Below are 24,691 nucleotides of genomic sequence, written 5' to 3'. Positions count from 1 at the left end.
TTCAATTTAAAATTGTGGTAACGTCTGATCATCCGAGACTGTCCCGCAACTGTAAGCTCCATCAACACCAACGCCTATTCTTATGGTCACTGTTCGTTAATTAACAATATCAGTGAATTCTCCAGATTAGAGCTTAAATGAATTAATCCAGCAAAGCGAATCGCATTAACTTATCGGCTTTAATATCATAATAAATAGGCATCGCATTTGATACACTTGAGATTCCAAATTGGAATCTCAAGTGTATCTTTTATTAGACGACTGACTGTTACGAGTGTTGCATGGTCAGTTTGCCCCGGAATACCTGGTCAGGCCTCCCAGAACGCCCTGGTCAAATATCGGCAGAACACATTTCCATGTTGCCGCGGAACGTCTGATCAATTTCAGCGGTATACCCATTATAGGGTCATTAAGTAACGAAACAATCAGTTCAGGTTGGCCAAATTTAAACATATGAAGAGTATATAATGCAAGTTACTAAAGAACTTAGTTAAAATTACAATTGTTAGCAAAAACAAAATTGCTCAATAAGCTACTTATGGTATTAACCAAATAGCTAAAACAAAGATACGCGTACTTATAATTGACTTTTTAACTCATCATTAAGACTACTAACTAGTTTTAAACGGCGAATTTTTTTATCCTGAGGCTCTAGTTCATGCATTTCATTTATTTCTCGATCATCGAAGCCTTCTTTTAATTTAAAAAAGATTGCAAATATTCTTTCTTGTAATTCTAAGGATTCTTTTAAAATCGGCACCATTTGTCGAGCCAATATTTTAACAGCAGCAATTTGGGGTTCGAAATCTTCGTCAATTAAATCTTCGTGTTCAACATCGAAAAGAGTGTCGCCTGCTATTTCCATATAGTTTACCAAGATATAGTAGAAATCCCCCATATCTTTCTCGAATCTTTCCGCTCTTTCATTTCCCGCTACCAGTTTTAAGATGCATAGTCCAGCCAATGTGCAGACCTTGAATTCAGACCCATTGGCAATGATAGTTTTTGCATGCGCTAATACTTGCATATTGCCAAAAACGGACAGATCCATAGGTGGATGTCCTTCCAGATAGACCATGTTGTTTTGTTCTACCCCTCCGAACGGAATGAGATCGACGATAGTTTGATCAGGGCTGAGCAATCGATAAGGCTCATCTGTTCTTTTGAAGCCCTCAACCTGTTCCAAATAGTCTTTTAATTCCTGGAATTGTTCTATTTTATGGATGTATATCGAAAAATCGATATCATAGGTTGTACGTCTTGTAGGCAGATGATCTAGATGATTCATCCAAATATCGCGCGCGAATGCGCCAATTAGGTAAAAATCGATCTCAAATTTTTGAAACGCCCTTTCCAGCGCATCGATGGTTTCCTTCATCCCCCCGAAGCGGAGTTCATCAAAATTGATCTTTAAGTAGTCCATCGTAGATGCGGTTAGCGGTTTCTATATTACGGGCATCGCCAGAATTGATCAGGTCGGCATAAACCAACAGCGGGGGGACTGTATCACCCAGGGTATTGAATTTCCAAAATTTTCGATAGATCGTCAGCTTGCCGTTATCATCCGGCAGTAGTTTGTACTTTTTGATAAGGTTTGTTTTATCATCGGTCGTATACATGGCTAACTTCCCTGGTTTCAGATAGCCGGTGAGTAAGTTTGCAGCAGGTTCTTCACCCCACTGGGTTTCTGAGTTTTTTATAGGAATTTTGGCCCACTCTTTATCCTGGCCATTTAAGAACCTGAAATTTCCCATGAATAGTGTAGGCTTCAGTTTCTGTTCATAAGCAGTTATCCACTCATCGAACAGCTCTTTTTTGCGGATAAGTTTGAGCTCTTTTTTATTTAACCTTACAAGGTAGTTCTGCTCTTTTAGGCTATTGATGATGTAATTAATGTTACCCAGTGCAATATCATAGGTTTCTGCCATTTCCCGATAAGTAGTATTGAGATAGGTCGGATCATTCAGGAAATGGAACAGTAGTAGAAGACCGGTTTTTGTAAACGCTCTGTCTTTGTTAACCACCGGCGGCGCTTCTGTTTTAAAACCCTCGATCAAAAAATACCAATCGTTTTTCTTTAGGTAGCAATTGCCTCCTACATCCAGGTAATTCAATCCCATTTTTCTTAGCTGTTCACGGATCGCCGGAAAAATCGTTTCAGCAATGATAATGAGATCCTCGTGCTCCACTTTTAATTGCAAAAAATTGGCCAGATGCGTATTCCTTATCTCTTTCTTTACGACAGCATGAAAAGCATTCTTTTGATCCTCGCTTTTGATCTCCAAGCGACCGTCCAGATTTTTATCACGTAGGCTTGCGTACCATCGGGCTTTAAGGCCGGTCCGTTCCTCCAGCGCATTGATCGCCTTATATAAAACATGCTCGCTCGTGTTCATTAAATATCTTTGTTCACTAATTTGTGAACACTAATTTAAAGTGAACAAATTACAATTCCAAATAATTGCCGATAATAATTCCCCCGCAGCTATTGAATTATAAAAGACAAGAACAAGTCGACACAACCCAATAGCAATAAATCGGCAAAAGCGTACTAGATCGAAAAAATACCTTGAGAATGTGATTTCGAGCATTTCACCCATCCTTTTTCGGGTTGAACGCTTCCTGCAAAACGACATACATGCGTTGCCCTGTTTGTGGTTTCAAAGCCAAACCCGAAAACCGACGCATGTATCATACCCGAAAAAACCTGTTACTATCGGTGAACATATAAGAAAAAAAGGCTCGAGCTCAATTTGTTTCAAGCAGATGTTGCAAAAATTTTTAAGGTGAGTGAAGACTGTATCACGTATTGGGAAAACCATAGAAGTGAGCCTCAAATTAACTATCCTCGTATTGCTGAGTTTTTAGGGTATTTACCCTTTGAACTCGACACCTCTTATCTCAAAGGCAAAATTAAATTTTATAGATATACGAATGGACTCAGTCTAAAGCGTTTTGCAAAGATATTGAATGTCGATCCTTCAACTGTACAACTCTGGGAGGAAGGTAGAATAAGTACACCTCGATGTCCATTTGAGCCATTCATAAATTAAATCGAGAACGTGCATATCCGTGAAACCCGGTGCTCCAATTGGCCGATGGCGTCATCAGCATTCAGGTGCTAGAGAAACGAAAGGACTGATCGATTGCCTTAAAAGGCAGGACGGTAGTGGGATTGTTTATTTGCGGTAGCGTAAGGCCAACATTTTAACAACATCCTCTGCCAGTTAAGGATCAAGTTTATCTATCTGATTCGTGCTGAACTTATAGTGGGAAAGCAAGTCACGTCATCGCAGCTCTAATAAGTTCAGCTTTTCTTAATAAGCTAATAGCTGTGCCTGATCGACATAAACTTCAGTCCAAAGCGGTTATAAATGCCTCACCGACCCGAAATTTGTTGCAGCACTTTTTTACCATTCTCATTCTTCGGATTGAGTTCAATTGATCTTTGATACATTTTTCTCGCTTCTTCTTTTTGACCGTCCGCTAATAATGCTTCCGCGTAACTATCATAAGCATTCCAGCTGTTCGGGAACAAATTAACGTTGGTTTTAAACGTTTCTATTGCTTGCTTATATAAATGTTGTTCCGGTAAATGATAAGGATTGTTATTTCCTGTAAAGTCATAACCGAGCGAGTTCATTTCGTCTTCACTCAGATAATAGTTAGCCGTGTCTTTTCTGAATGCGTCCAAGGCTTCCCTTGCCGCAGCGGCCCCTTTTGTCATTAAGACGTTTCCATATAGCTTTGCAATACTTCGTTTGGGTCTATCAACTTTCTGATCATTTAAAAGCATCATTAATTTGGTGGCATTTTCGTGTGCATTGAAATGTGTATTATCAAATATGATGACAGTTTGATGCCTGGTAACGTTCCTTAATATATTAGAACTGAGGCCCATTGCGGCACCGCTGTGGTAAACCATCTTCCCGATCGAGCTATCTTTTTCGACTTCCCATCCTAATCCGAAGTTGTCGGAGTTATTTTGACCATTATTTAGTTTTACCGGCACGAATGCGTCATCCAGGGTTTGCTGCTTTAGTAAGGTGTTTTTGTACAAAGCTTGATCAAATTTCCACAGATCGTTGATGGTGCTTACGTAGTCAGCAAATCCCCTGAAACCATATGCATGCCAATATTCCTTAACATAAGGGATAGAATTAGATCTCACAGGTGCTTTATCGTAAAGATGCAGATAGACGTGCGGGTAAGCATAGTTTTTTATTTCTGGCCTGTTAAATTGTTGCGGTAAGGGAAAAAGCGATGTTTCCTTCATTCCCGCAGGCTGGAGAATGTTTTTTTTGATGTAGTTCCCATAGGTCTTTCCCGACAGCTTTTCTACGATCAGGGCCAGGACCAGGTAGTTGATGTTATCATAATTTCCCTTTTCCCCGGGCTGGTAGATAAGGGGTTTCCTATTCAGCACAACCCCTGGAATAAAATCTTTGTTTGTGAAGACCCTGTCCGGGTTTTCCTTTTTGTCCTTGTCGAAGAAAGCATTGTAAGGCGGAAGGCCGGAGGTATGGGAAAGCAGGTGCCCGACCGTGACTTCCGGGTATGGGAACTCTGGCAGATACCTGTTGACAGGTTCTGATATGCTGAGCAGCCCTTTTTCTTTCAGCTGAAGAATTGCCGTCGCTGTAAAGATCTTTGTAATGCTCGCAATGGGAAAAGTAATGTTGGGGGTATTCGGTGTTCCTGTGGTATGGTCTGCATAGCCAAAGGACTTCTGGTAAACCACGGTGTCGTTTTCCACGACCAGTACATTTCCGCTGAACTGCTGATTGTTGACCAATGCCTGGAAGTAATCGCCAATTTTTTCCTGCCTGGTCTGTGCGGATACCGGCAGTTCCTTTAAAATCAAAAGGTAAAATATAAAAGCCATCTTGTTCATCATTGTAATCTGTTTTTTTTAAATGTTGGCAGAGGTAGAGATTCATCAGCTCATCAGACCCCGCAGGATAAAAATTTCTTATGGTAATAGACACCGATTTTGGCGGAACGTTGCACCTCCACTGTTTTTCAAGGCCCGGTCTAGATATCAGTCAGGCGTCACTTCGTACTCCAGGCCACTGTCGATTTTGCTCCTGGATGCCGGTATGCCCTTTGACAGCCAGACCGGGGCAGGCTTATGTTTCAGGAAATGGTCAAAAAACTGCAGCATTCTGATACTAAAATCCTTTTCATCGGGTGCATAGGCAAAATGGCCCGAATTGGGATACTGCAGCAGCCACACAGGTTTCTGCAGTCTTCTCAGAGTCAAAAACAACTGTACGTCCTGATCAAAGTTGACGTTGGGATCATTCCTGTTGTGCATTAAAAGCAACGGTGAACTTATCCTGTTGGCATAAAACAGTGGCGAATCTCTAATGTAGCTCTCGGGGTTCTGCCATACCGGACGGTTTTTGCGCATCTGGCCAAGGTCGTACAGGGTATAATGCGGCTTGCCATCAAGGGATAGCGTCGTTGACGCGGAGATCAGATCGCAGAGTCCTGCCGCGGAGCAGGCCGCGGCAATGTCCGAGGTTTGCGTAAGGATAAAATTGGCTTCATAAGCGCCAAATGAATGTCCCTGCAGACCAATCGCCTTTTCGTCCACAAAATCCAGGTTTTTCAGATAGTCTATACCAGGCTGTACGCATTTAACAGCAGCCCTGCCGAGCGAGTCCCCGGCGTAGTCGATATCCGGAACCAGGACCAGATAGCCATTGCTGACATAAAAGGGGATATTTATCTCTGCGCGGCTGAGTGCGGGCAGTAAAAAGCTATGCAGCTGATCACTTCTCTTTTCATAAAAATGAACGATTGCAGGGTATTTTTTGGCTGCATCAAAGTTTTCGGGCTTATAAAGGATCGCCTTTCCCCACGAGCCGTCATGTCGCTTCAGTCTGATCAGTTCGCTGGTCATCCAGTTGACCTGTTTCTGGGGGGCGAAACCGCTGAGCTGCTTAAAGTTCCGAAGGTCCCCTGACCAAAAAATATTCGGGGCTTCGTTTTCACTGGACCTACAGAGGATGTAGGAGCCGGTGCCAGGGGAATAGGTAAGGTCGGAAAATACATAAGGCCCCATATAAAGCGTAGTCAACGCAGTCCCGGAACTGAAATCTGCTTTGACAAATCCGCTTTCTTTGGTATTGACATCAAAGGCTTTCAGGATCAGGCCGTCTGCGGGATCAATGGTCTTAGCTGCCGAGCTGCCTTCTGCCGATGGAAGCCTGAGCCTGATCCGGTGCTCTGCTCCCCACCTCGCGGTAAGGCAGACCGGTTTGGCTGCTCCCGAAGGATCCAGCTGCCAGATATCAAAGCGGTCATAAATAAAAAATGTCTTCCCATCTTTTGACCAGCCGCACAGCCCATAAGGCGGTGAGGAAGAAAGTGACGGGTCCTCCCCGGTAAAATCCGGAATATTTCCGGCGGCCAGGTCGAGTTTCCTGGTTATATGGCTGGAGATGCTGAAACTGAAGTAAGCGTGTTTTTCATTGTCGTACCAGATTACAAACCGCCCATCGGGCGAAATCTGGGTATGAAAGGGAATTCCCACTTTTTGAAAAACGGCCGTGCGTTTCCCGCTTGAGGAGCAAAGCAGCCAGCAGCTGACCTTATTGCGCTCGTCCCACCCCGATTCAAATACGGTGGTCCTGGAAAAAACTAAATGATAGCCGTTGTTGTTTATTTCCCTGACCGATATGGCATCTTCTCCCGAATGGTTGATGATCTGGAGCTTTTCCTTACCCAGGTCATAAACAGCCGTCATTTTTTCAGCCTGGCCTGTTTCGTTTACCTGCATGGATTGAAGTTCTCTGTCCTTATAGTGCCAGACTTCCACGGGTGAATTGGGCTTGTTCAGGGTATCTTTCTCCGGGCCGGCAAGGCTGTCGCCCATAAAAAACAGCTGATCGCCGGCAGGAGAAAACCAGAAACTATTCTCGGAAAGCCCGTAAGCGCCCAGTTTTCGCAGCAAAGGTGTGGTTTTGATCTGCGTTTCTTTATAGGTGTCCAATAGGCTAATTTCAATCTGGCCGCTGGATCCTTCTGTGCTGGCAGCGATATGTCTCCCGTTAGCGGACAGAAGATACTCCGTGACCGGATCCCGGAAGACGGTTTCTTTTGAAACGGCTGGATTTTTTATGTTCAGCGTACCGATCGATTTCCCATCACTGGCGGAAAGGTAAGCAAGCCTTGACCTATCGCTGCTCATTTTAAAGGAAGCAACATTGCCGATCACCGTTTCACTGCTGCTCGAAAGTTCAGATACGTGCAGGGATTTATCTGCGCTTTTGATATAGATCAATTTATCCGGTGAAAAAGCCCAGTCTCCGACACCGCATATCTTTTTTTCGGTCAGCGTTTTGTTTAATGCATAGATATGAAGGGTATCTTGAGCGTCTTTGAGCAGAAGATTTTTACTGTCGGGCATAAATTCGGGTTCACCTGCGGGCAGCTCCTTTATGAACCGGGCCGAGCTGCCCAGGTTATATAGGAGCCATTTATGCTGCAGCTGATATACTGCATATTCTCCGTTTCTGCTCATCCTGGGCTTGTAATCTGTCGACCACTCGGGATAGTGCCTGTTCTCCAGCGGCTTTTTCTGAGCGCAGAGGAGCAGTGGGCACAGCCATATAAAGGCCGTCCAGATTAACGTGGCGGCATTCGGTTTTGAATTAAGGATGTATCTGCCTACGGAGCCCATGTCTTTTCGCCTTTTTTCATCAGTTCAAGATTTTTTGGGAATTCTTTGATATCGGGGGCAAGTCTGATTGCCTCTTCTTCCCACTTTATGGCCTTGTCCCTGTCGCCGAGCTTGTGGAGCAGGTTGGCATAGGTATCGATGTATTCTGGATTGTACTCTCTTTTGACGGCAATTTCAGCCCACTCCAGTGCATTTTTTAAAGCCTGTTCATCATCGATATGAAGGAATATGTCCCATGCGATACCGTTCAGGAAAGAGGGAGACATGTTCGCTGAGAACCTTTTGAAATAGGGCGCGGCCACGGTTGCCATGTCGGACCATTTGTGCTGCCCCTGTAGGGTAGCGATCTGTGTTCGGACAACAATCTCATCGGCGAAAATCCCATATTTGTCTCTAACCGAAACCCGTATGCTGTCCCAGGCCGCAATGGAGTTTATAGGCTCTTTTCTCTGGTTGATTTCTTTTTCATTGATGATCTGTTTTAGTTTCTCCAGAAGATTTCCCAGGGCAGGGTCTGCCATGATCCGATCGGCATTGGAAATCAGCAGATAAAATGCGGGGTCTGCCATCGAGGTGGTAACTTTGCCCAAAAGCCTGAGGTTTTCTTCTGAAGAAGGCTGTGTTATCGTCTTCAGATAGTCCTGTGTAACTTTTCTATAAAGAAGTGTATCATTGACCCTGAAGGCCATGCCGGCCAGCTGTCTCAAGCTTAAGGAATCCCGTTTGCCCCTGTGATATTCAGCTTTGGCCAGAAGATAGAGCCTGCCCTCTGATGCCGCCGCCGAGGAGATAATGTCCGGATAATAGCGTGTGCTGTTTCCGGTAATCCGGCTGTTGATTTCTGCGAGCGCAGCAAGGGGGATTTTTATGCTGCGCCTGTCGTAGGTAATGAGTCCGTTCTGTTCGGATTCCACATCAAACGGCTGGGTATAGACTGATCCGGCAAGCCCCTGTTGCTTAAACTCCATCAGCTGATCGGTCATATCGCGGTAAACCTTGGACAGGCTGTCCATATCGACCTTGATGTAGCCCCAGCCGCCGGTATCGTTCCACTGATGCCCCACGGCTAGGGCACTGACGCCGCCGAACTCGCCCAATACCATGGCCTTTGCATTTAATTTTGGCGGAAGTTTTGGGTCGGGGTAGGCATGTATATCCGTGAGGTCACTGTTTGCCCATTTGGCCAGTGTGTCTGACGGGGAGGATCTGTAGTAGTTCTCCCCCGTATGTCCGTTGATGATCCGGGTTTTGTCCAGCGTTTTAACCCATGCGGTGATACGTGCCTGATCATATGCGCCCCAGCCTTCATTGAAAACTACCCAGCTTACGACTGAAGGGTGGTTGTAGAGCATGGCAATGGTTCGCTGCGTATCTTCTTCAAATGCCGACTTTGCTTCGTTTGAACCGTCCGGGGGGTTGACCATATCCTGCCATACCAGCATTCCCAGCCGGTCGCAGTCGTAATACCATCTTTCCGGCTCAACTTTGATGTGCTTGCGGATGGTGTTGAAACCCATCGCCTTTATCGCCTTGATGTCAAAGGCAAGCGCCTCGTCGGTTGGGGCAGTATACAGGCCATCGGGCCAGAAGCCCTGATCAAGCACAGCAAGATTATAGTAAGGTCTGTTGTTGAGTTCGATATCAGCCCTTCCTTTTCCGTTTTCCCTCACGGCGATTTTCCGCATCCCAAAATAACTTTTGACCACGTCCCTGCCCAGGGTTATCTTCAGCTGATAAAGAAAAGGTGCTTCTGGTGTCCACAGCTTCGCATTGGCTACCGGAATACGGATAAGCTGGTTTGTTCTTGCGGTAATCGTGCGGCCTGACACCTGCAGGGTAACCGGGGAAGCAGCTTTTGAGCTAACGGTTACATTTACAGCTTCGCGGTCGATGTCGGGGGTGATGGTGATACCGGAGATGTGTTTTTCCGGAATCTCTTCGAGCCACACCGTCTGCCAGATCCCACTGGTTGAGGTATAATACATTCCCGACGGCTGGAGGGTCTGTTTGCCTTTGGGGTAATGTCCGGCATCTGTTGCATCCAGTACCTTTACTACGAGTTCATTTTTGCCCCCGGTCAGGTAAGGCGTTATATCGAAAGAAAAGCTGCTAAAACCGCCCTCATGCTCGCCGACGCGTTTCCCGTTGAGAAAAACGGTTGCAATCTGGTCTACCGCTCCGAAATTCAAAATGGTCCTGTTTCCGGTGGATTTTGAATGGCTGAAGGTTCTTTTATACCAGAGCACGTCCTGGGGCTTCAGGGCACGCTGCACCCCTGATAGTGCAGATTCAAGGGGATAGGGGACCAGTATTCTTCCGTCGGTTTTTTGGGGCATTGAGGAGACTGATGGACCGGTAATAGCATAGGTCCACAGCCCGTTCAGGTTTGTCCAGTTCTGCCTTTGCAACTGGGGCCTTGGATAGACATCAAGCGGCTTTTCCGGCCTTACTTTGTCCGTCCATGGTGTGGTAATGGGAATGGGCTTCACTTCCCAGTTCTGCTGGGCCATTAGTGAACTGTTGGGCAGCAATAGGCAGAGCCCTACTGAAATCAGTAGGGTTAATAAGGTTTTGCGTGTCATGTTTTATCGTTTAGTAGCCTGAATTTTGTTTAAGGTTAGCGTCTCGGTCTATGTCTGTTTGCGGAATTGGGTAAAGCTGCGCGGTGGTTTTCCAGCTGGTTCCCTTGGCTGTGGACGCAGTGGTCATAACAGCATCGGCTGTACCGGTCCTTTTCAGGTCCAGCCAGCGGTGTCCCCATTCGGTAAAGAGTTCGACCTGCCGTTCGTGATAAATCAGTTTAAGCAGGTTTTGTTGGTCGTTTTCAGCTGTCGGGAGCAGTCCTGCCCGGGAACGCACCGCATTGAGGTCATCCCTGGACTGGGATAATTTGCCCAGCTGCGCCCGGGCCTCGGCGCGGATCAGGTACTGTTCGGCAAGGCGCAAAACGGTAAGCTGTTCGGTTACCGGTGTCCCGAAGGAAACTTTGTATTTGTTGGGGTAGTAGTACTCGGTGCCGTTATCGTCCAGATGGCCGATCCAGTCTGTTTTTCGCCGATCTGAGGGCTCGAAACTCTGTAAGAGCGTATTGCTTAATGAAACCGGGTGATCATAATCCGGGGGGCCGTTTAGAATAAAAAGCTGCCCTTCAAGGGTGTTCAGGTTTTCATCAACTCCTGCCAGTTGCCAGATGGCTTCCCGGCTTTCGGTCAGAAAGACATTGTTCAGTGCTGTAAGTGAATAAGTGGAGGTGTTGGATATGAGTGTTCCCGACTGGATCTCCGCATTCGCCCAGTCACCAAGATAAAGATATACTCTTGCCAGTAAGGCGGAAGCGGCAGCCTGGTTCGGGCGCACGCGGTCAAGGGTGGCTGTGGTAATATTGGCCGCCCGGTAATCGGTGCTCAACAGGCCCTGTGCCGCTTTCAGGTCGGAAAGGATCTGTTCGTACACCGCCTGTGTTGGCGAACGCGAAATGCTGTTATTGATCCGGTAGTCTGAAGAGGTGACCAGTGGTACATCGCCAAAAAGATTGACCAGGTAAAAGTGAAGAAAGGCGCGCAGGAATAAAGCCTCCCCGGTGAGCTGCTGTTTTACTGCCGGGGTCAAGGTGGTAGAGGAATTTAACCCTTCCAGCGCAGTATTGGCAATGTTGATATATCTATAACTATCGCGCCAGAGTACAGCGTCGGTTGCACTTGCATTGAGTGCGTTGAGGTAAAACCCCTCCAGCTGGGTGTTGAAGGATTGCTGCTGATAGGTCAGCTCATCCGAGGACAGGCCTGCTCTCAGGGAGATGCCCGACTGCCCGGTTGCGGGGCTGCCCAGGTTTAAGCCGGTATAAATTCCGGTCAGGACCCCTGCTGCTGTTGCATCTACCGCATAGACGTTGTCCTGGACGAGCCGGGTCTGCGGAGCAGAGATATCGACAAACTTTTTGCAGGATACCAGTCCGGAAAATAAAGCCAGTCCGGAAAGGGTGAATAGGATGTGTTTTATGGTGTTGAGTTTCTTTTTCATCGCTGTAATTTTAAAATGTTACCTGTAGTCCTGCGGTCATGGTGAAAAGCGGCGGCAGGTTCGTGAAGCTCTGATTTTCCGGATCTCTTCCCTTATAGCCTGTTATGGTGAGCAGGTTCTGGCCCTGAAGGGACAAACGGGTCTGCCCGACACCGATTTTCTTCAGGAATTTTTCAGGCAGGCTATAGCCCAGAGACAGGTTTTTGAGCCTGATGAAAGAAGCATCGGTCAAAAGGCCGCTGCTGCCCTGGTAAATCATATAGCTGTTATAGGCATCACTGCCAAAGACGGTCGTAAATTTTTGAACCGTTGCCGGATCGCCGGGTTTTTGCCAGCGGTCCAGCACGCTGCTGGGTTGGTTACCGTTGAGCACTCCGGGTATGGCAAAAGGCGTAATGCTGCCCTGTTGTTTGACGAACTGGAATGTAAAATCAAGGTCAAAGCGGTGATAGGTAATGCTATTTGTCAACCCGCCGGAGAAATCCGGCGTCCTGTCAAAAAGGTAGGTTCTATCGGTTGTGGGCGAGGGCGTACTGCTTTTGCTTCCGTCCGAAGTATAAAATTCATAAAGGCCCGTGGCCGGATTGACACCGGCGTAGTCATAGGATTTGCCGATATAAACTGGTTGTCCGATGATCAGGTAACTCGCATAGGAGCTGCTCGCCAGCTCATCAAACTGAACCAGACGGTTTCGTCTGCTGGAAAGGTTAAGTGAAGTCTGCCAGGAGAAATGTTCTTTCGAAATATTCTTGGTGGTCAGGGAGAATTCAAGTCCCCTGTTTTCCACTTTGGCTCCAAAATTAACGTCGATACTTTCAAATCCGGTTACGCTGGAGAGCGGGTAGGCCAAAAGCTGGTTTGAGGAACGGTTCCTGTAATAGTTTGCGCTGAGTATGATGCGGTCCTTAAAAAAACCAAGATCCAGGCCGATTTCGGATTTTCCTGTTTTTTCCCAGGCCAGTTCGGGATTGGCAAGGTTATCCGGGGTCAGGCCCCGCACGCCCTGATAGCTGCTGAAATAATTGCTGTAAAGGGTCATGTAGCGATAGTCACTGATCTGGTCATTACCGGTAATGCCGTAAGATGCGCGCAGTTTTCCGAAAGAAAGCCATGGCAAACCGTCTCTGATGAATTTTTCCTGTGAAAAAAGGTAAGCTGAACCGACGGAGGCAAAGTTGCTGAACCTGCGTTCTGCACCAAAGCGGCTGCTTCCGTCCCGCCTCGCACTCAGGTTAAGGATAAATTTGTCGCTATAGTTGTAATTCAGGCGGGTAAATCCGGCAGCGTAGCGGTAGCTGTTGGCCTGGTTGCGTACTTCCAGGTTAGGCGCTGCCTGGGGATTGAGCAGCTGGTTATCACTGGTAAACCCGTAAGCGTTCAAGATTTCCCCCTCTGCATCGTTGGACTGAAAGCTCATGCCCGCCAGCAGCGCAATTTTATGCGCGCCATAAGTCCTGGAATAATTGATCTGTGGCTCGATTATCCAGGAAGAGGACTTATTGTCCGTAAAAGTTGCCGTTCTGGGAATAAAAGCGATCAGAGCCTGGTTGATGGCCGTTCCGGGGGTAAGCAGGGTTTCATTTAAGCTTATATTTGTATAACCCATGCTGGTTCTGATCTCCAGGCCTGGCATCACCTGATAGGCAAGGGCAACATTGCCCACCAGGTTGTTTACAGCCCTTGCGAAGCTTTTGCGCAAAAACGATACGTAATTGACCGGGATATTGGTGTAGTTCAGCGAATTATCCGGTTTCACCATATCGGGTGCATTGGGCGGCAGGAAAATGTAGCGCGTCAGATCACCTCCGGGCAATTTCGATGCGCTGATCAGATAGGAGCCCGAAAGCATCATGCTAAACTTCGAATCGGCCGAATGGCTGCCGATATTGAAATTGAGACCTTTGTTGACATCCGAGAAGTCACCTCGGAAAACCGTGCCCTGCCGGCTATAAAAGCTGCCGACAGTATATTGGGTCGTTTCGTTTCCGCCCGACAGCGAGAGCTGCGCTTTGCTGAAGCTGGCATCTTTGCCAATGATCTCCTCCTGCCAGTCCGTGTTTCTGGTCTTATCGTAAAGCAGGATATCATAAGCATTGCTATTATCCGGAGTGATGTTATCGTTCGCAAGGGCTTCTGTTCTCATCTGTATATATTCCTGGGTATTGAGCAGGTCGAGTTTGCCGGGAACTTTACTAAAACCGCCCGATATGTTCAGCCGGGCCGTCAAAGGCCCTGCTTTGCCTTTTTTCGTGGTGATCAGTATTACACCGTTGGCACCCCTGCTTCCATAGATTGAGGTCGCGTCGGCATCTTTGAGCACATCAATGCTTTCGATCTCGCCGATATTCAGGTAATTCAGGGCATTACCGGCCGTCCCCTGGGAGTTTCCGCCCAAAAGGCCCTGTCCCTGGGTTATTAACAGGTCCATCGTGTAAGGGACACCGTCCACGACATACAAGGGATCGCTGCCGTTGGCAATGCTGTTCTGCCCTCTGATCTGCACTTTGAACGCCGAGCCGGGCATGCCTGTTTCCTGGCTGATCTCAACGCCGGCAATCCGGCCCTGGATGGCCTGAAGGGGATTGATCACGGGCTGCTTTTCGATTGCCGCTGATTTCAGGGTTCCGATATCCCCCGTACCCAGACGCTGTGAGGTGATGCCATAAGCCTGTATCTGGACCTCATCGAGTTTTGAATTGCTGGTTTCCAGAACGATCACCCGGTCAAGGCTGTTTGCAGGGACGTTTTTGGTCTGGTAACCGATATAAGAAAATGATATGGATAAGTTTTCGTCGATGGATCTGAGTTCGAAGGAACCGTCTGCCCCCGAGATCGTTGACTTTGATCCATCGGAGACTTTTATGGTTACCCCCGCGAGCCCCTCTTTGCGCTCATTGAGCACCCTGCCCCGGAAATCTATCTGTTTTTTGCGGTCCGTTGACCTTTCCTTTCTGGTGAGTAGGATGGTCCTGTCTTCTATCGAGTAGGCAATAGCCCTTCCGTCAAAAAGCAGCTGCATGGTGTGTTCAATTCCGATGTTTTTGACTCGGATACTTACCGGGCCTGCAGCGGAGACTACATCTTCACCATACACAAAATCATAGCCTGTCTGCTGCCGGATTTCACGGAGTATGCGCTGCAGGCTGGCGTTTTTCTCATCAAGGGTAACCCTTTGGGCAAGAGACTTGGCACTGATGGCTATGGCCGATATCATCATCAGGAAAATTGCGATCTTCATCACTAAGAGTATTTTACGCAGCGCATTCCTATAGGATGCACCATGTATGTACAATACATTTAAATTCATAAATTTGGTTGTTCGGTTTTTGGTTCGTTGTCTAAATGAATTATTTTTTCCCTTCAGGGCCTTGCCCCGGGGAAGGTACCGGACATTTTGCGCATTCCGGGGTCGGACCCGGAATGCGTTTTTTTTGCTTTGGTACTTTTGCCAGCTCTGGCTATTGCTGTTTTTTTGACCTATAGGCTTGGTTTTTATGTTCGGATCTCAGTCGGTATACTGCAGCTTATTTTTTCCTAACCACTTTGATCTTTCCCTCAATGGCTACAAAGTCAACAGGCCCGGTTTTACGGATGTAATCCAGCACGTTGGCCAGCTTTTTCTTGCGGCTAACAGATCCGTTGAAGCGGAGTTCTTTAAGACTGTCTTCCTGCCATATAAAGCTGACGTTATAAATCCGTCCGACCCTGAACAGGATGCTGTTGAGCAGCTCATGGTTAAAAGTGATGTCGTTCTGCAGCCAGTCTGTTACGGATTCCAGATCTGCATTGAGCTTCTCTATACCGGCAGAGGTACTTCTGGCCTGTTCTCCCTGCCTTAATATCGTTTTGATATGAGCTGCCCTGACACTGGCCGCGCCTTCAACAAGTGTAGTCAGGACTTCGGGGCCATAGGCATCGATATTGAAGGCTGTACCGATATCCTCGATAACAGTTTCCCTGGTTCTGACCCGGAAAGGCCTCTTACTGTCATGTGCAACCTCAAAGTAGGTCTGTCCCGTGACATTCACTTCCCTGGACGTACCTGAAAATGCAGTCGGGTAGCTTATCGACGAGCCGATATCCAGACTGGCCCGGGTACCGTCGTTTAAAGTCACGGTAAAGCGCTCTGCGCTGTTGTTGGTGAGGGTATGGACTGTTGAGGTTTCATTTTTCAGCGTGTAGTCCAGATTTTCAGCCGACGCCCTTGCACCGGACCCATCAGGAAAGCGGATGGTCCGATATTTTGCGGTTGAAAGATTTACCGTTGGGCCGTTCCGGGTATTTAAATAAACACCGTCCCTTACGGGCATGGTATTCCGCAGCTCATCGAGTGAGGCGGTCTTAAGCTTCGGCCTGTTTGGATGACCGAAATAAAGTGCCGCTGAAACGGCGATCGCAATGCTCGCGGCGGCTGCAGTCCGGGGCCATAGCCTTTTGCTGAGCCGCTTTGAGGGCAGGGCCTTGGCGGTCAGTTTCCTGGCCGCTTCAATTTCCCCGTGTGATGGAAGGTCATCGGCGAAATCGGTCTGGAGGTACCAGCTTTCCACTATAGCCTTTTCCACATCGCTGCACCGGCCGGCGATGTACTTTTCCAAAAGTTTTTTTGCCTGTTGTCTGTCCATTATACCTGTTGCTGTATAATGTCAATACGGACTTCTAAGCGGTATAGGGTATAGAAAATTAAAATTTATTTGATAATAGTGTTTTTTTGCAGAAGATAATGCGACAGATTCGCCAGAAGTTTACGCGACAGCTAAACTTGGTTGGATAACTGTAACAAAGCCTGGGAATGTATCAATCCCAGTTCATTTCCTTTTACTTTTACCATGATGTCATTGCCCACTTTGTCCAGTTGCAGGCGGCCTTTAAACAGATGAATCTCGTCATTACTTAACTATGCTGTCAGTTCTTTTGCAGTAACTTTCCGGCAAACCCATTCATCCGTGCCATCCGATACGATCAATCTAAGCCGTTGATCATAACGCTCGACCGCAAAGGTATATTGGTCATTGAGTTTCAGGGTGTTCATGAGTCAAATATATTATTAAAATAAATTGTCGCGTCAGCTGATGCTAAATGTGTCACATCAAATAGTGAAAATCACAAATAGTTTAACAGCCATTAATAACGTGTCATCATATAGATATAAAGCAGGAATCCCAATCTTCGCCTGAGAATGCGCAAGGCCTGCTTAACCTGTGTCCTTACCGTGTGTTCGGACAGGTCAAGGCGCTCGGCAATCTCTTTGTGGCTGAGGTGGTCCCTACGGCTGAGCTCGAAAATTTCTTTCATCCTTAACGGCAACCGATGAACTTCCCTGTCGATTATTTCTATAAGCTGTTTCTCTCTGATCAGATAATCAGTAACACAGTAGCTCTGCGGGTCAAATTCCGATAACGAACTGACGTACCTGGAGTTGACGCTCTGTTTTGCGAAAAAATCGATAATCCTATTGCGAAGCGCAGTATAGAGATAGGGTGCGATACCTTTGGACGCATCTAGATCGAGCTTGTTTCTCCACAGAGAGATAAATGTATCCTGCACGGCGTCCCTGGCTTCTTCGTTATCCTTTATTTTTTTTCTTGCATGAAGGTAGAGTACACCGAAATAGCGTTCATAGAGCACCGTATAAGCCAGGTGATTCCCTTCGCTCAAAAGAACGGTAAGCTCATAATCGGTAAAAGACTGGACTTCGGCCATCATTGAAAAATAGCCCTAAACTTAGTCAATATTTATCAAACGATAAAAAACGACAGGTGATTTGAGCGATCCTCTGACACTATCTGGGAAAAAACAGCCTTATGGATGTATTGGAATTCATCTGCTGAATACGGAAGACCCAACCTTGTCAGTAATCTTTTCGTTAGGTGGCAGATATATCCGGAATGACAAACAGCTATCTAACCAATATTTACCTTTAAAATGCTTCATTTTTCTTAATCCTCTTCCTATTGTCCTTAAACCTGTTCGACTCCTCAATATGCTTAACTATAGCATCCCGCATTTCGTCCAGGTATTTCGTAAAACTCACCGTTTTGCGGCGACGGATATCCAAGAAGATCCGGTAAGCCTGGCTCAAATCGATTTGTAAACTATCCTCCAGCCATTCAATGATATCACTTACATCCGCATCCCCGCCATTCATCCTACGGGTATAGTAGATGCCATAGGCGATCTCAATCAGTTCAACCTTATCACCGTCCCAACTGCGCCTTTTCCCTTTGAGCAGACCAGCCAGGAACACGTCATTAGGATTTTGATACAGCAAGCGCAGCCTTCTGATTATAAATTGCTGCATGCGCTCGTGAGCAATAAACCTGGCAAAGCTAAGGCTCTGATTGGTCAGAAAGGCTGGATTGGCAAATGCCGGTAGCATAGCATGCGCTGCTGCTGAGTAATTACGATGCAAAAAGAAGGGCTCGTCCTTTACATCGTCATCCGCCAGGAAGTATTCATACAGATAGCGATTGAGATTAAAACCGCGATGAAGGTAGCCAAGCTCCTGAATATAATAGTCTCTGATCATGACATCTGTACCAATTGGCAAAGCTTTAAGTATAGGAGTTAATTCTGCATGGTAAAAATAACAGGCGTTAAAGCGGGGATAGATGTATTTGTGAAAGTATATCTCTTGCTCATCATCTTGGAATCCAAGGTCTGAGATTGATTGCTCGAGCAGTGCTAAATAGTGACGGACACAGTTCAGATAATTGACGAGCTTTTGATCGTAGGTATCAGTTGAATCATCGATCACGCCCAGGGCGATTTCCATATCTTCATATAATTCGGAACATATCGTATATAACATAAAACGGGATTATGATTTTGGTAAATAAACAACATCAGGCCAATAGCATTCTGGCAGCGGTGATCCGTTGCAATTATTGGCCATAAAAGTTTGTTTTAATTTCAGAGGCTGGTCCGGAGCTTGACCATTGCGATTGCCGCCAGTGGCGGCGCGGGACAATACCAAATCTGAAACGAAGGTACTGGTATACCTATAGAGCAGAAAAGGCAAGCCCGCGCAGTCGCAGGCATTGCACTTCTCCCCACTCTATTAAAAAATTACCAGTTTTTCGTTTTGGGAAGCGTAAGTGACGCAATCAAAAATATCTATATGTTAACTACAATATCGCTGCTTGTTATCTACAATGTTTATTGCAGCAAATATAGTTAATTCTAGAGTTGGAGCTTTAAGTTCCGCCGGTTTTAAATTTGTGCTGTCCGGTGGTCGCAGCAGTTTTAATAGTCTTACTTTCATATTGATCTGTTTTTCTAAGTTTTGCAAGATCAATAAACGCCCGCGAAACAGAGTCCCCAAAAAGGACAAACTAAATTAAATTGGCCGATTTTTTAACCATTACTTAAATCAGCAGATTGAAGCCGACCATCTCTAAATAGTTTCATCCGGACATTACGAAGCGTTTTCTCACTAATGAGCAGATACGAGGCCAGATCAATATCCAGCAGCAGGTTTGTTTTAAGGAATTCAGGATTTGTCCGGTAAAAATCCAGGATGACCGTTTCGGCATCACGCTTGAGCAGGTGCAGCCGTTTTTCCGCCTTCTCCTGGTTGGCGGCCATGATCAGCCGGGCGAGTTCTTCCGCATCGGGGAAGTTGGCATAGATATAATCCATATGGTCATGGCTGATCGTCGCCAGATACGCACCGGGCAATGCGACCAGCTCGAACTCTGACGGTGACTGCTCCATAAAGCTTTTTCCGGCGATGATCGAATCCTTGCCCAAAAGGCTCAGCAGCTGACGGTCGCCCTGACCATCGAAACCATAGACGGCGACGTGCCCGTCCGAAACAAAAATGGCGTTCGTTACGATATCGTTATGTTCGAACAGCTTCTCACGCTGCGGCTTCAGTCCAGCAGGCATCACGACCTTTAAAAAATCGTGCAATGCCGTCGGCTGTTCTTTGTAGCTGCATAGTATCTTAAAAAGTCTGCGGATGATCTCATCGTTATCTCTCATAGTAGTGTAGGGATGTTAATTCGTAAATATTATTTGTAAGCGTAGCAAAGGGTCATAGGCGAAACCGGAAAAAGGGTGATAAAAAAACAGCACCGCCATCCGGCAAAGTGCTGTTATCATTATTAACTATTACTAACCTTGACCGCCTCGCGCGGCCACTGAAAAAACTACTACTGTTATATATTAGGTGACTAACAGTCCTCAGTATGTCATCTTTCATAGAAGATATTTATTTCTCAATACTAAATGCATAAATGGATTTGCTATGGTAAGTATGACCTGGCCGTAAGACCGTCGAAGGGAATTTGGGCTGATTGGGGCTGTCAGGGAAATGCTGGGTCTCCAGGCAGAAGGCGGTTCTGAAATCATCTTTTCCACTACGCAGCTGGTTTTCGCCCTTCATAAAATTCCCGGAATAAAACTGCAACCCCGGCTCGGAGGTAAAGATTTTCATTTCAATTCCTGTTTTTTCGCTGTATACCACCGCGGCAGGCATGAGCTTACTTTTATTCAGCACAAAATTATGGTCATAACCCTTACCAAAGCGCAGTTGCTGATCTTTTACACCAATCCGCGAACCAATCGCCTCAGAAATCCTGAAATCAAAGGGCGTACCCTTCACCGGTGCCGGACTGCCTAAGGGGATCAGCGTACTGTCCACCGGCAGAAAGCTGTTCGCATTGATCATCAGCTGATGATCCAGGATACTTCCAGAGCCGTTCAGGTTAAAAAAAGCATGATTAGTGAGGTTCACCACCGTCGGCTGATCGGTAACCGCCCCATATTCCATCAGCAGCGAATTACTGCTGGTAAGGGTATAAGTCACCCTTACTGAAAGTTTCCCCGGAAAGCCGTTATCCCCGTCAGGAGAAACCAGTGAACAGATTAAAACCGAATCACCCTGCTGCGATAATTCCCAGGACTGATACTGAAAGCCGGTCTTTCCGCCATGCAAAGTATTCGGGCCATTGTTCAGCGAAAGCTTAAATTCCTTTCCGTCAAGGCGAAACTTACCCCCGGCGATGCGGTTCCCGTAGCGCCCGATCGTCGCCCCGAAATAGGGCTCAGTCGCCGAATCGTAATCCAGCGGGTTTTCAAAACCGGCGACCACCTCGACCAGTTTTCCGTTCCTGTCCGGCACCAAAAGGCTCATCAGCCTCGCACCATTGGAGCAGAAGGTCGCACTCATCCCCGAAGCATTCTTCAGGGTAATCATGACGGGTTCAGCGGAAGCTCTTTTCCTTGAATTGCAGCCGCAAAACGCCGCCGCAATAATCAATAAAACAATAGGATGATATTTCATAGGTAAATGATTTATGGGTTTTCTTTCAATGCTTTCTGGAACATCAGCCGCTCATTTTCCTGCAGGTTATTGCCGAATTTCTCCAAATACACTTTGGCCACATCCCGGTAAATAGCCCAGTCTCTCCCGTTCAGAGCACCCAATGACTTGATCCGCAGATAGGTTTCTTCGCCAACCTCGCCATAATGCGATTTCAGGTGATCCGCGATCTGTTCCCAGCTTTTCTGCTCATTGAACAGCTGCTGGATTTCCTGTCTGAAGAGCATCTCATACATGAATCTGGAGTAGGTTGCGCGTCCCATCGCAGACCGGAAAGCTTCCTGCTCGCTGAGCATTGCTTTAAAACCGGGATCTGCGATTTTGCTCACGCCCCTGACTACCGCCTGCAAGGTCTTCTGATCACGGCTTCCGCCTTCAAAAGCGACTAGTGCACGCTGCGATAGTATGGCCGGATCAGTCAGATCGGCATCCTGCGCCGTTACCGATTTCAAATACTTCATCCAGGCAGCCGACTGCAAATCCGGATTCAGCCTAGTATGAATTTTCCGAAGTTCAGAAAATGGAATCTTAACGATTTCCCGGTCATAGGTCATCAGTCCGTTCTGTTCCCCTTCCACATCAAAGGGCTGCGTATAAATCGAGCCGCTCATGCCTTGCGCCGCAAATTTCTCTAGGGAAGCGTTCATCCCCGCGTACTTCGCCTTCAGGTCCGCCGGTTTCTCGTTCACATAACCCCATGCGGTTTCCGTGTTCCACTGGTGATCGGGGATAAATACCCCGATCCCGCCGAACTCCCCGCAAACCTGCGCCTTTCCGGCTATCTTGACCGAATTCATCGGCTGGGGATAGCTGTGCACATCGGTGATGTCCGCATTTATGTAGGCATCGGGAGACTCGGAGCGCAGTTTGTCATTCACGTACAGATATTCCCCTGAATGACCGTTCACAATCCTTGAAGGATCGGTATTTTTTATCCAGGAGGTTAACCTGGCTTGGTCGTAAGCACCCCATTTCTCATTGAAGAGCACCCAGGTCGTGATACACGGAAAGTTGTGCAACTGCGAGAGCATTTCCGCACCCTGTTTTTCAAAAATCTCTTTTGCTCCGGGAGGTAAACCCGGATTGGGCTGCACAAAATCCTGCCAGACCAGCATGCCCAGTTTGTCCGCATGGTAATACCACCTGGCCGGTTCCACTTTAATGTGCTTGCGGATGGTATTGAAACCCATCGCCTTGATCGCTTTGATGTCAAAAGCCAGTGCCTCATCTGTCGGTGCGGTATATAAGCCGTCCGGCCAGAATCCCTGGTCCAGTGTACCCAGGTTATAATAAGGTTTGTTGTTCAACATGATCCGCTCCACACCGGCAGCATCTTTGGCTACCGATACTTTGCGCATGCCGAAATAAGATTTCACTTTATCCTTTCCCAAAGTTGCCCACAGGTCATAGAGAAAAGGTGATGCGGGAGACCAGAGTTTAGCATGCTTTACCGGGATGCTCATCCACTGGTTGGATTTACCATTGAAGATTTTGCCCTCAAGCGCGAGGGTTACCGGCAAATCAGCGGCGGATCTCACCTTCACCTTCACCAGACCCTTATCTATATCCGGAGTGATGTCCAGGCTTTCAATATAAGCTGCCGGAACAGTTTCCATCCAGACGGTCTGCCAGATGCCCGAAGTCGGGGTATAATAGATGCTCCTCGGGTTCAAGACCTGCTTCCCGCGAGGCCCGTACCCGGCATCTGATGGGTCATAAACCTTGATCAATATCTCATTCTGGCCGTCATGCAGCGCACTCGAAATATCCATCGAAAAAGCCGTGTAACCGCCTTCATGAGAGCCGACTTCCCTGCCATTCACGAATACCCAGCACTGGTAATCCACCGCGCCAAAATTCAGCATCGTGCGTTCACCCGCATTAGCTTTAAAATTAAAGCGGCGTTTATACCATAGCAGTTCATCCGGCTTTAATGCTTTTTTTACGCCCGACAAAGCCGACTCCAGCGGAAAAGGCACCAGGATTCTACCCTCAAAAACCGAAGGCTGAACGACATCTTTTCCGGTAATCGCATAATCCCATAGCCCGTTCAGGTTCGTCCAGTTTCCACGAACCATCTGCGGCCGGGGATATTCTTTCAGCGCGTTGGCCGGCGACACTTCCTTCGCCCAGCGGGTCTGCAACTGCACCTGCTGCATCTGATAATTTCCTGACTGACTTTGCGCACCGGCGGAAAGCCCGCAGGCGATCATTATAGCCAGGCATATATTTTTCTTATTCTTTTTGATCATGTTGATTCCTTTAATTGATTCCTGTTCATAAATGCATCAGCTCTGCGGCGGCTGATCACCCGATACCTGCGGGCGATGTCCTTTCCGATGATGTCTTTGTTTTTTAATAGTTTATAAGCCGCACCTGTCGTCGCCACCGAGATCCCGTTAATGTCGGCCAGGTCCTGAAGGCTTGGCATATAATCCCCTTCAAGGAGCTCTCCGCTCTGGATAGCTTCCGCAATGGCCACCGCGATTTGCAGCGGCTTTGGCTGAAGCGGGGAAAATTCCACGATCCGGATGTATGTCCCTCTCCACTTCATACCGCCTGCTGATTCAATTTTAACCTCAAACCATCAGGAGATACCGGGTTATACTCCGGGCTGTGCCAGTGCATGAGCAGTTCTGCCTTTTCCACCAGCTCCGCTGAACCGCAAAAGACCGGGCAGCGCTGATGAATCGCGGTAGGCTGGATTTCCAGAATCCTTCTGAAACCATCGCTCGCTTTTCCTCCGGCCTGCTCAATGATCATCGCCATCGGATTACATTCATAGAGCAGCCTCAGCTTTCCATCTGGATAGGCTGAAGTAGAAGGATAGAGGTAAATCCCGCCTAAAATCAAATTCCGGTGCACGTCCGCCACCATGGAGCCGATGTACCTGGAGGTAAAAGGCCTGCCGGAAGAAAAGTTTTCCTGCTGGGCGAACTTGATGAACCTTTTTACCCCGTCAGGAAAATGCACGTAATTGCCCTCGTTGATGGAATAAATGCTCCCTGAAGCAGGAATGCGCATACCCGGATGCGACAAACAAAATTCCCCGATCGAAGGATCTAGCGTAAATCCGTTTACACCCTTACCTGTGGTGTAAACCAGCATGGTCGAAGAGCCGTAAACGACATAGCCCGCCGCGACTTGACAAATACCTTGTTGCAATACATCAGCTACACCAACGGGAACGGAGAGGTCCAGCCTGCGGTAGATCGAAAAGATCGTACCCACTCCGACATTTACATCAATGTTCGCTGATCCGTCCAGCGGGTCAATACAGACCACATATTTCGCCTTTTCACCACCCGGAATGATGATCAGTTCATTAACTTCTTCGCTCGCCACCGCACAGCATTCCCCGCCGCTACTTAATGCCGAGATGAAATGCTCGTTGGCAAATACGTCCAACCCCTTTTGTCGTTCTCCCTGAACGTTCACATCGCCGGTTTCCCCGTAAATGTTCATCAAGCCTGCTTTGTTGACTTCCCGGCTCACGATCTTCGCCGCGATCCCGATATCCCGGAGCAGGCGGGACAGTTCGCCTTTTGCAAAGGCAAAATCGGCCTGCTTCTCTATAATAAATTGACCTAGGGTCTGCATATTCAGTTATTTTAGTACTTATAATTGGTAAATTGTTTGTTTTATTGAAGTTGTCT

General features: G+C 47.3%; 16 protein-coding genes. All 16 read right to left on the bottom strand.

Annotation, left to right across the window (positions count from 1 at the left end; translation table 11 throughout):
• Positions 1–577 precede the first annotated feature (577 nt).
• A complete protein-coding gene (locus BLS59_RS23385) occupies positions 578–1,423 on the bottom strand; it encodes a hypothetical protein (RefSeq protein WP_091153149.1) in 846 nt (281 codons plus the stop codon).
• Positions 1,398–2,396 (bottom strand): type IV toxin-antitoxin system AbiEi family antitoxin, encoded by a 999-nt coding sequence (locus BLS59_RS23380; RefSeq protein WP_091153147.1) that lies wholly within the window; start codon positions 2,394–2,396, stop codon positions 1,398–1,400. Before BLS59_RS23380 ends, BLS59_RS23385 begins: the two co-directional genes overlap by 26 nt.
• 983 nt (positions 2,397–3,379) lie before the next feature.
• A complete protein-coding gene (locus tag BLS59_RS23370) occupies positions 3,380–4,897 on the bottom strand; it encodes a serine hydrolase (protein ID WP_091153142.1) in 1,518 nt (505 codons plus the stop codon).
• 144 nt (positions 4,898–5,041) lie between these two features.
• Positions 5,042–7,690: a prolyl oligopeptidase family serine peptidase gene (locus BLS59_RS23365; protein ID WP_091153140.1), complete on the bottom strand. Its 2,649-nt coding sequence runs from the start codon at positions 7,688–7,690 to the stop codon at positions 5,042–5,044.
• Positions 7,678–10,272 carry a sugar-binding domain-containing protein gene (locus tag BLS59_RS23360; RefSeq protein WP_091153138.1) on the bottom strand — a complete coding sequence of 865 codons (2,595 nt, stop codon included), beginning with the start codon at positions 10,270–10,272 and terminating at the stop codon, positions 7,678–7,680. The genes BLS59_RS23365 and BLS59_RS23360 overlap by 13 nt, the downstream gene beginning before the upstream one ends.
• A 10-nt stretch (positions 10,273–10,282) precedes the next feature.
• Complete coding sequence (locus BLS59_RS23355) at positions 10,283–11,710, bottom strand: RagB/SusD family nutrient uptake outer membrane protein (RefSeq protein ID WP_091153136.1); 1,428 nt, start codon at positions 11,708–11,710, stop codon at positions 10,283–10,285.
• Positions 11,711–11,720: 10 nt separating this feature from the next.
• Complete coding sequence (locus BLS59_RS23350) at positions 11,721–15,017, bottom strand: SusC/RagA family TonB-linked outer membrane protein (protein WP_091153134.1); 3,297 nt, start codon at positions 15,015–15,017, stop codon at positions 11,721–11,723.
• Positions 15,018–15,234: 217 nt separating this feature from the next.
• Positions 15,235–16,020, bottom strand: a complete 786-nt coding sequence (locus BLS59_RS23345; protein ID WP_162842759.1) for a FecR family protein — start codon at positions 16,018–16,020, stop codon at positions 15,235–15,237.
• A 584-nt stretch (positions 16,021–16,604) separates the two neighbouring features.
• Positions 16,605–16,739: a hypothetical protein gene (locus BLS59_RS32575; RefSeq protein WP_262492974.1), complete on the bottom strand. Its 135-nt coding sequence runs from the start codon at positions 16,737–16,739 to the stop codon at positions 16,605–16,607.
• 92 nt (positions 16,740–16,831) lie between these two features.
• Entirely contained in the window at positions 16,832–17,413 is a 582-nt protein-coding gene (locus BLS59_RS23340) for an RNA polymerase sigma-70 factor (RefSeq protein WP_091153130.1), read from the bottom strand.
• A 214-nt stretch (positions 17,414–17,627) separates the two neighbouring features.
• On the bottom strand, positions 17,628–18,482 hold the full coding sequence (locus tag BLS59_RS23335) for an RteC domain-containing protein (protein ID WP_162842758.1): 855 nt from the start codon (positions 18,480–18,482) through the stop codon (positions 17,628–17,630).
• Positions 18,483–19,063: 581 nt separating this feature from the next.
• Positions 19,064–19,693 (bottom strand): Crp/Fnr family transcriptional regulator, encoded by a 630-nt coding sequence (locus BLS59_RS23330; RefSeq protein ID WP_091153126.1) that lies wholly within the window; start codon positions 19,691–19,693, stop codon positions 19,064–19,066.
• 229 nt (positions 19,694–19,922) lie between these two features.
• Positions 19,923–20,996 carry an aldose epimerase family protein gene (locus BLS59_RS23325; RefSeq protein WP_091153124.1) on the bottom strand — a complete coding sequence of 358 codons (1,074 nt, stop codon included), beginning with the start codon at positions 20,994–20,996 and terminating at the stop codon, positions 19,923–19,925.
• 11 nt (positions 20,997–21,007) lie between these two features.
• Positions 21,008–23,287 (bottom strand): glycoside hydrolase family 2 protein, encoded by a 2,280-nt coding sequence (locus BLS59_RS23320; protein WP_240315321.1) that lies wholly within the window; start codon positions 23,285–23,287, stop codon positions 21,008–21,010.
• Positions 23,284–23,589, bottom strand: coding sequence for a GntR family transcriptional regulator (locus BLS59_RS23315; RefSeq protein ID WP_091153122.1), 306 nt, complete (start codon positions 23,587–23,589; stop codon positions 23,284–23,286). The genes BLS59_RS23320 and BLS59_RS23315 overlap by 4 nt, the downstream gene beginning before the upstream one ends.
• A complete protein-coding gene (fbp, locus tag BLS59_RS23310; RefSeq protein ID WP_091153121.1) occupies positions 23,586–24,635 on the bottom strand; it encodes a class 1 fructose-bisphosphatase in 1,050 nt (349 codons plus the stop codon). The genes BLS59_RS23315 and fbp overlap by 4 nt, the downstream gene beginning before the upstream one ends.
• Positions 24,636–24,691: the final 56 nt, after the last annotated feature.

It is taken from the genome of Mucilaginibacter pineti, from assembly GCF_900101875.1.
Taxonomy (GTDB): domain Bacteria; phylum Bacteroidota; class Bacteroidia; order Sphingobacteriales; family Sphingobacteriaceae; genus Mucilaginibacter; species Mucilaginibacter pineti.
This window is presented reverse-complemented; position numbering and strand designations above follow the sequence as displayed.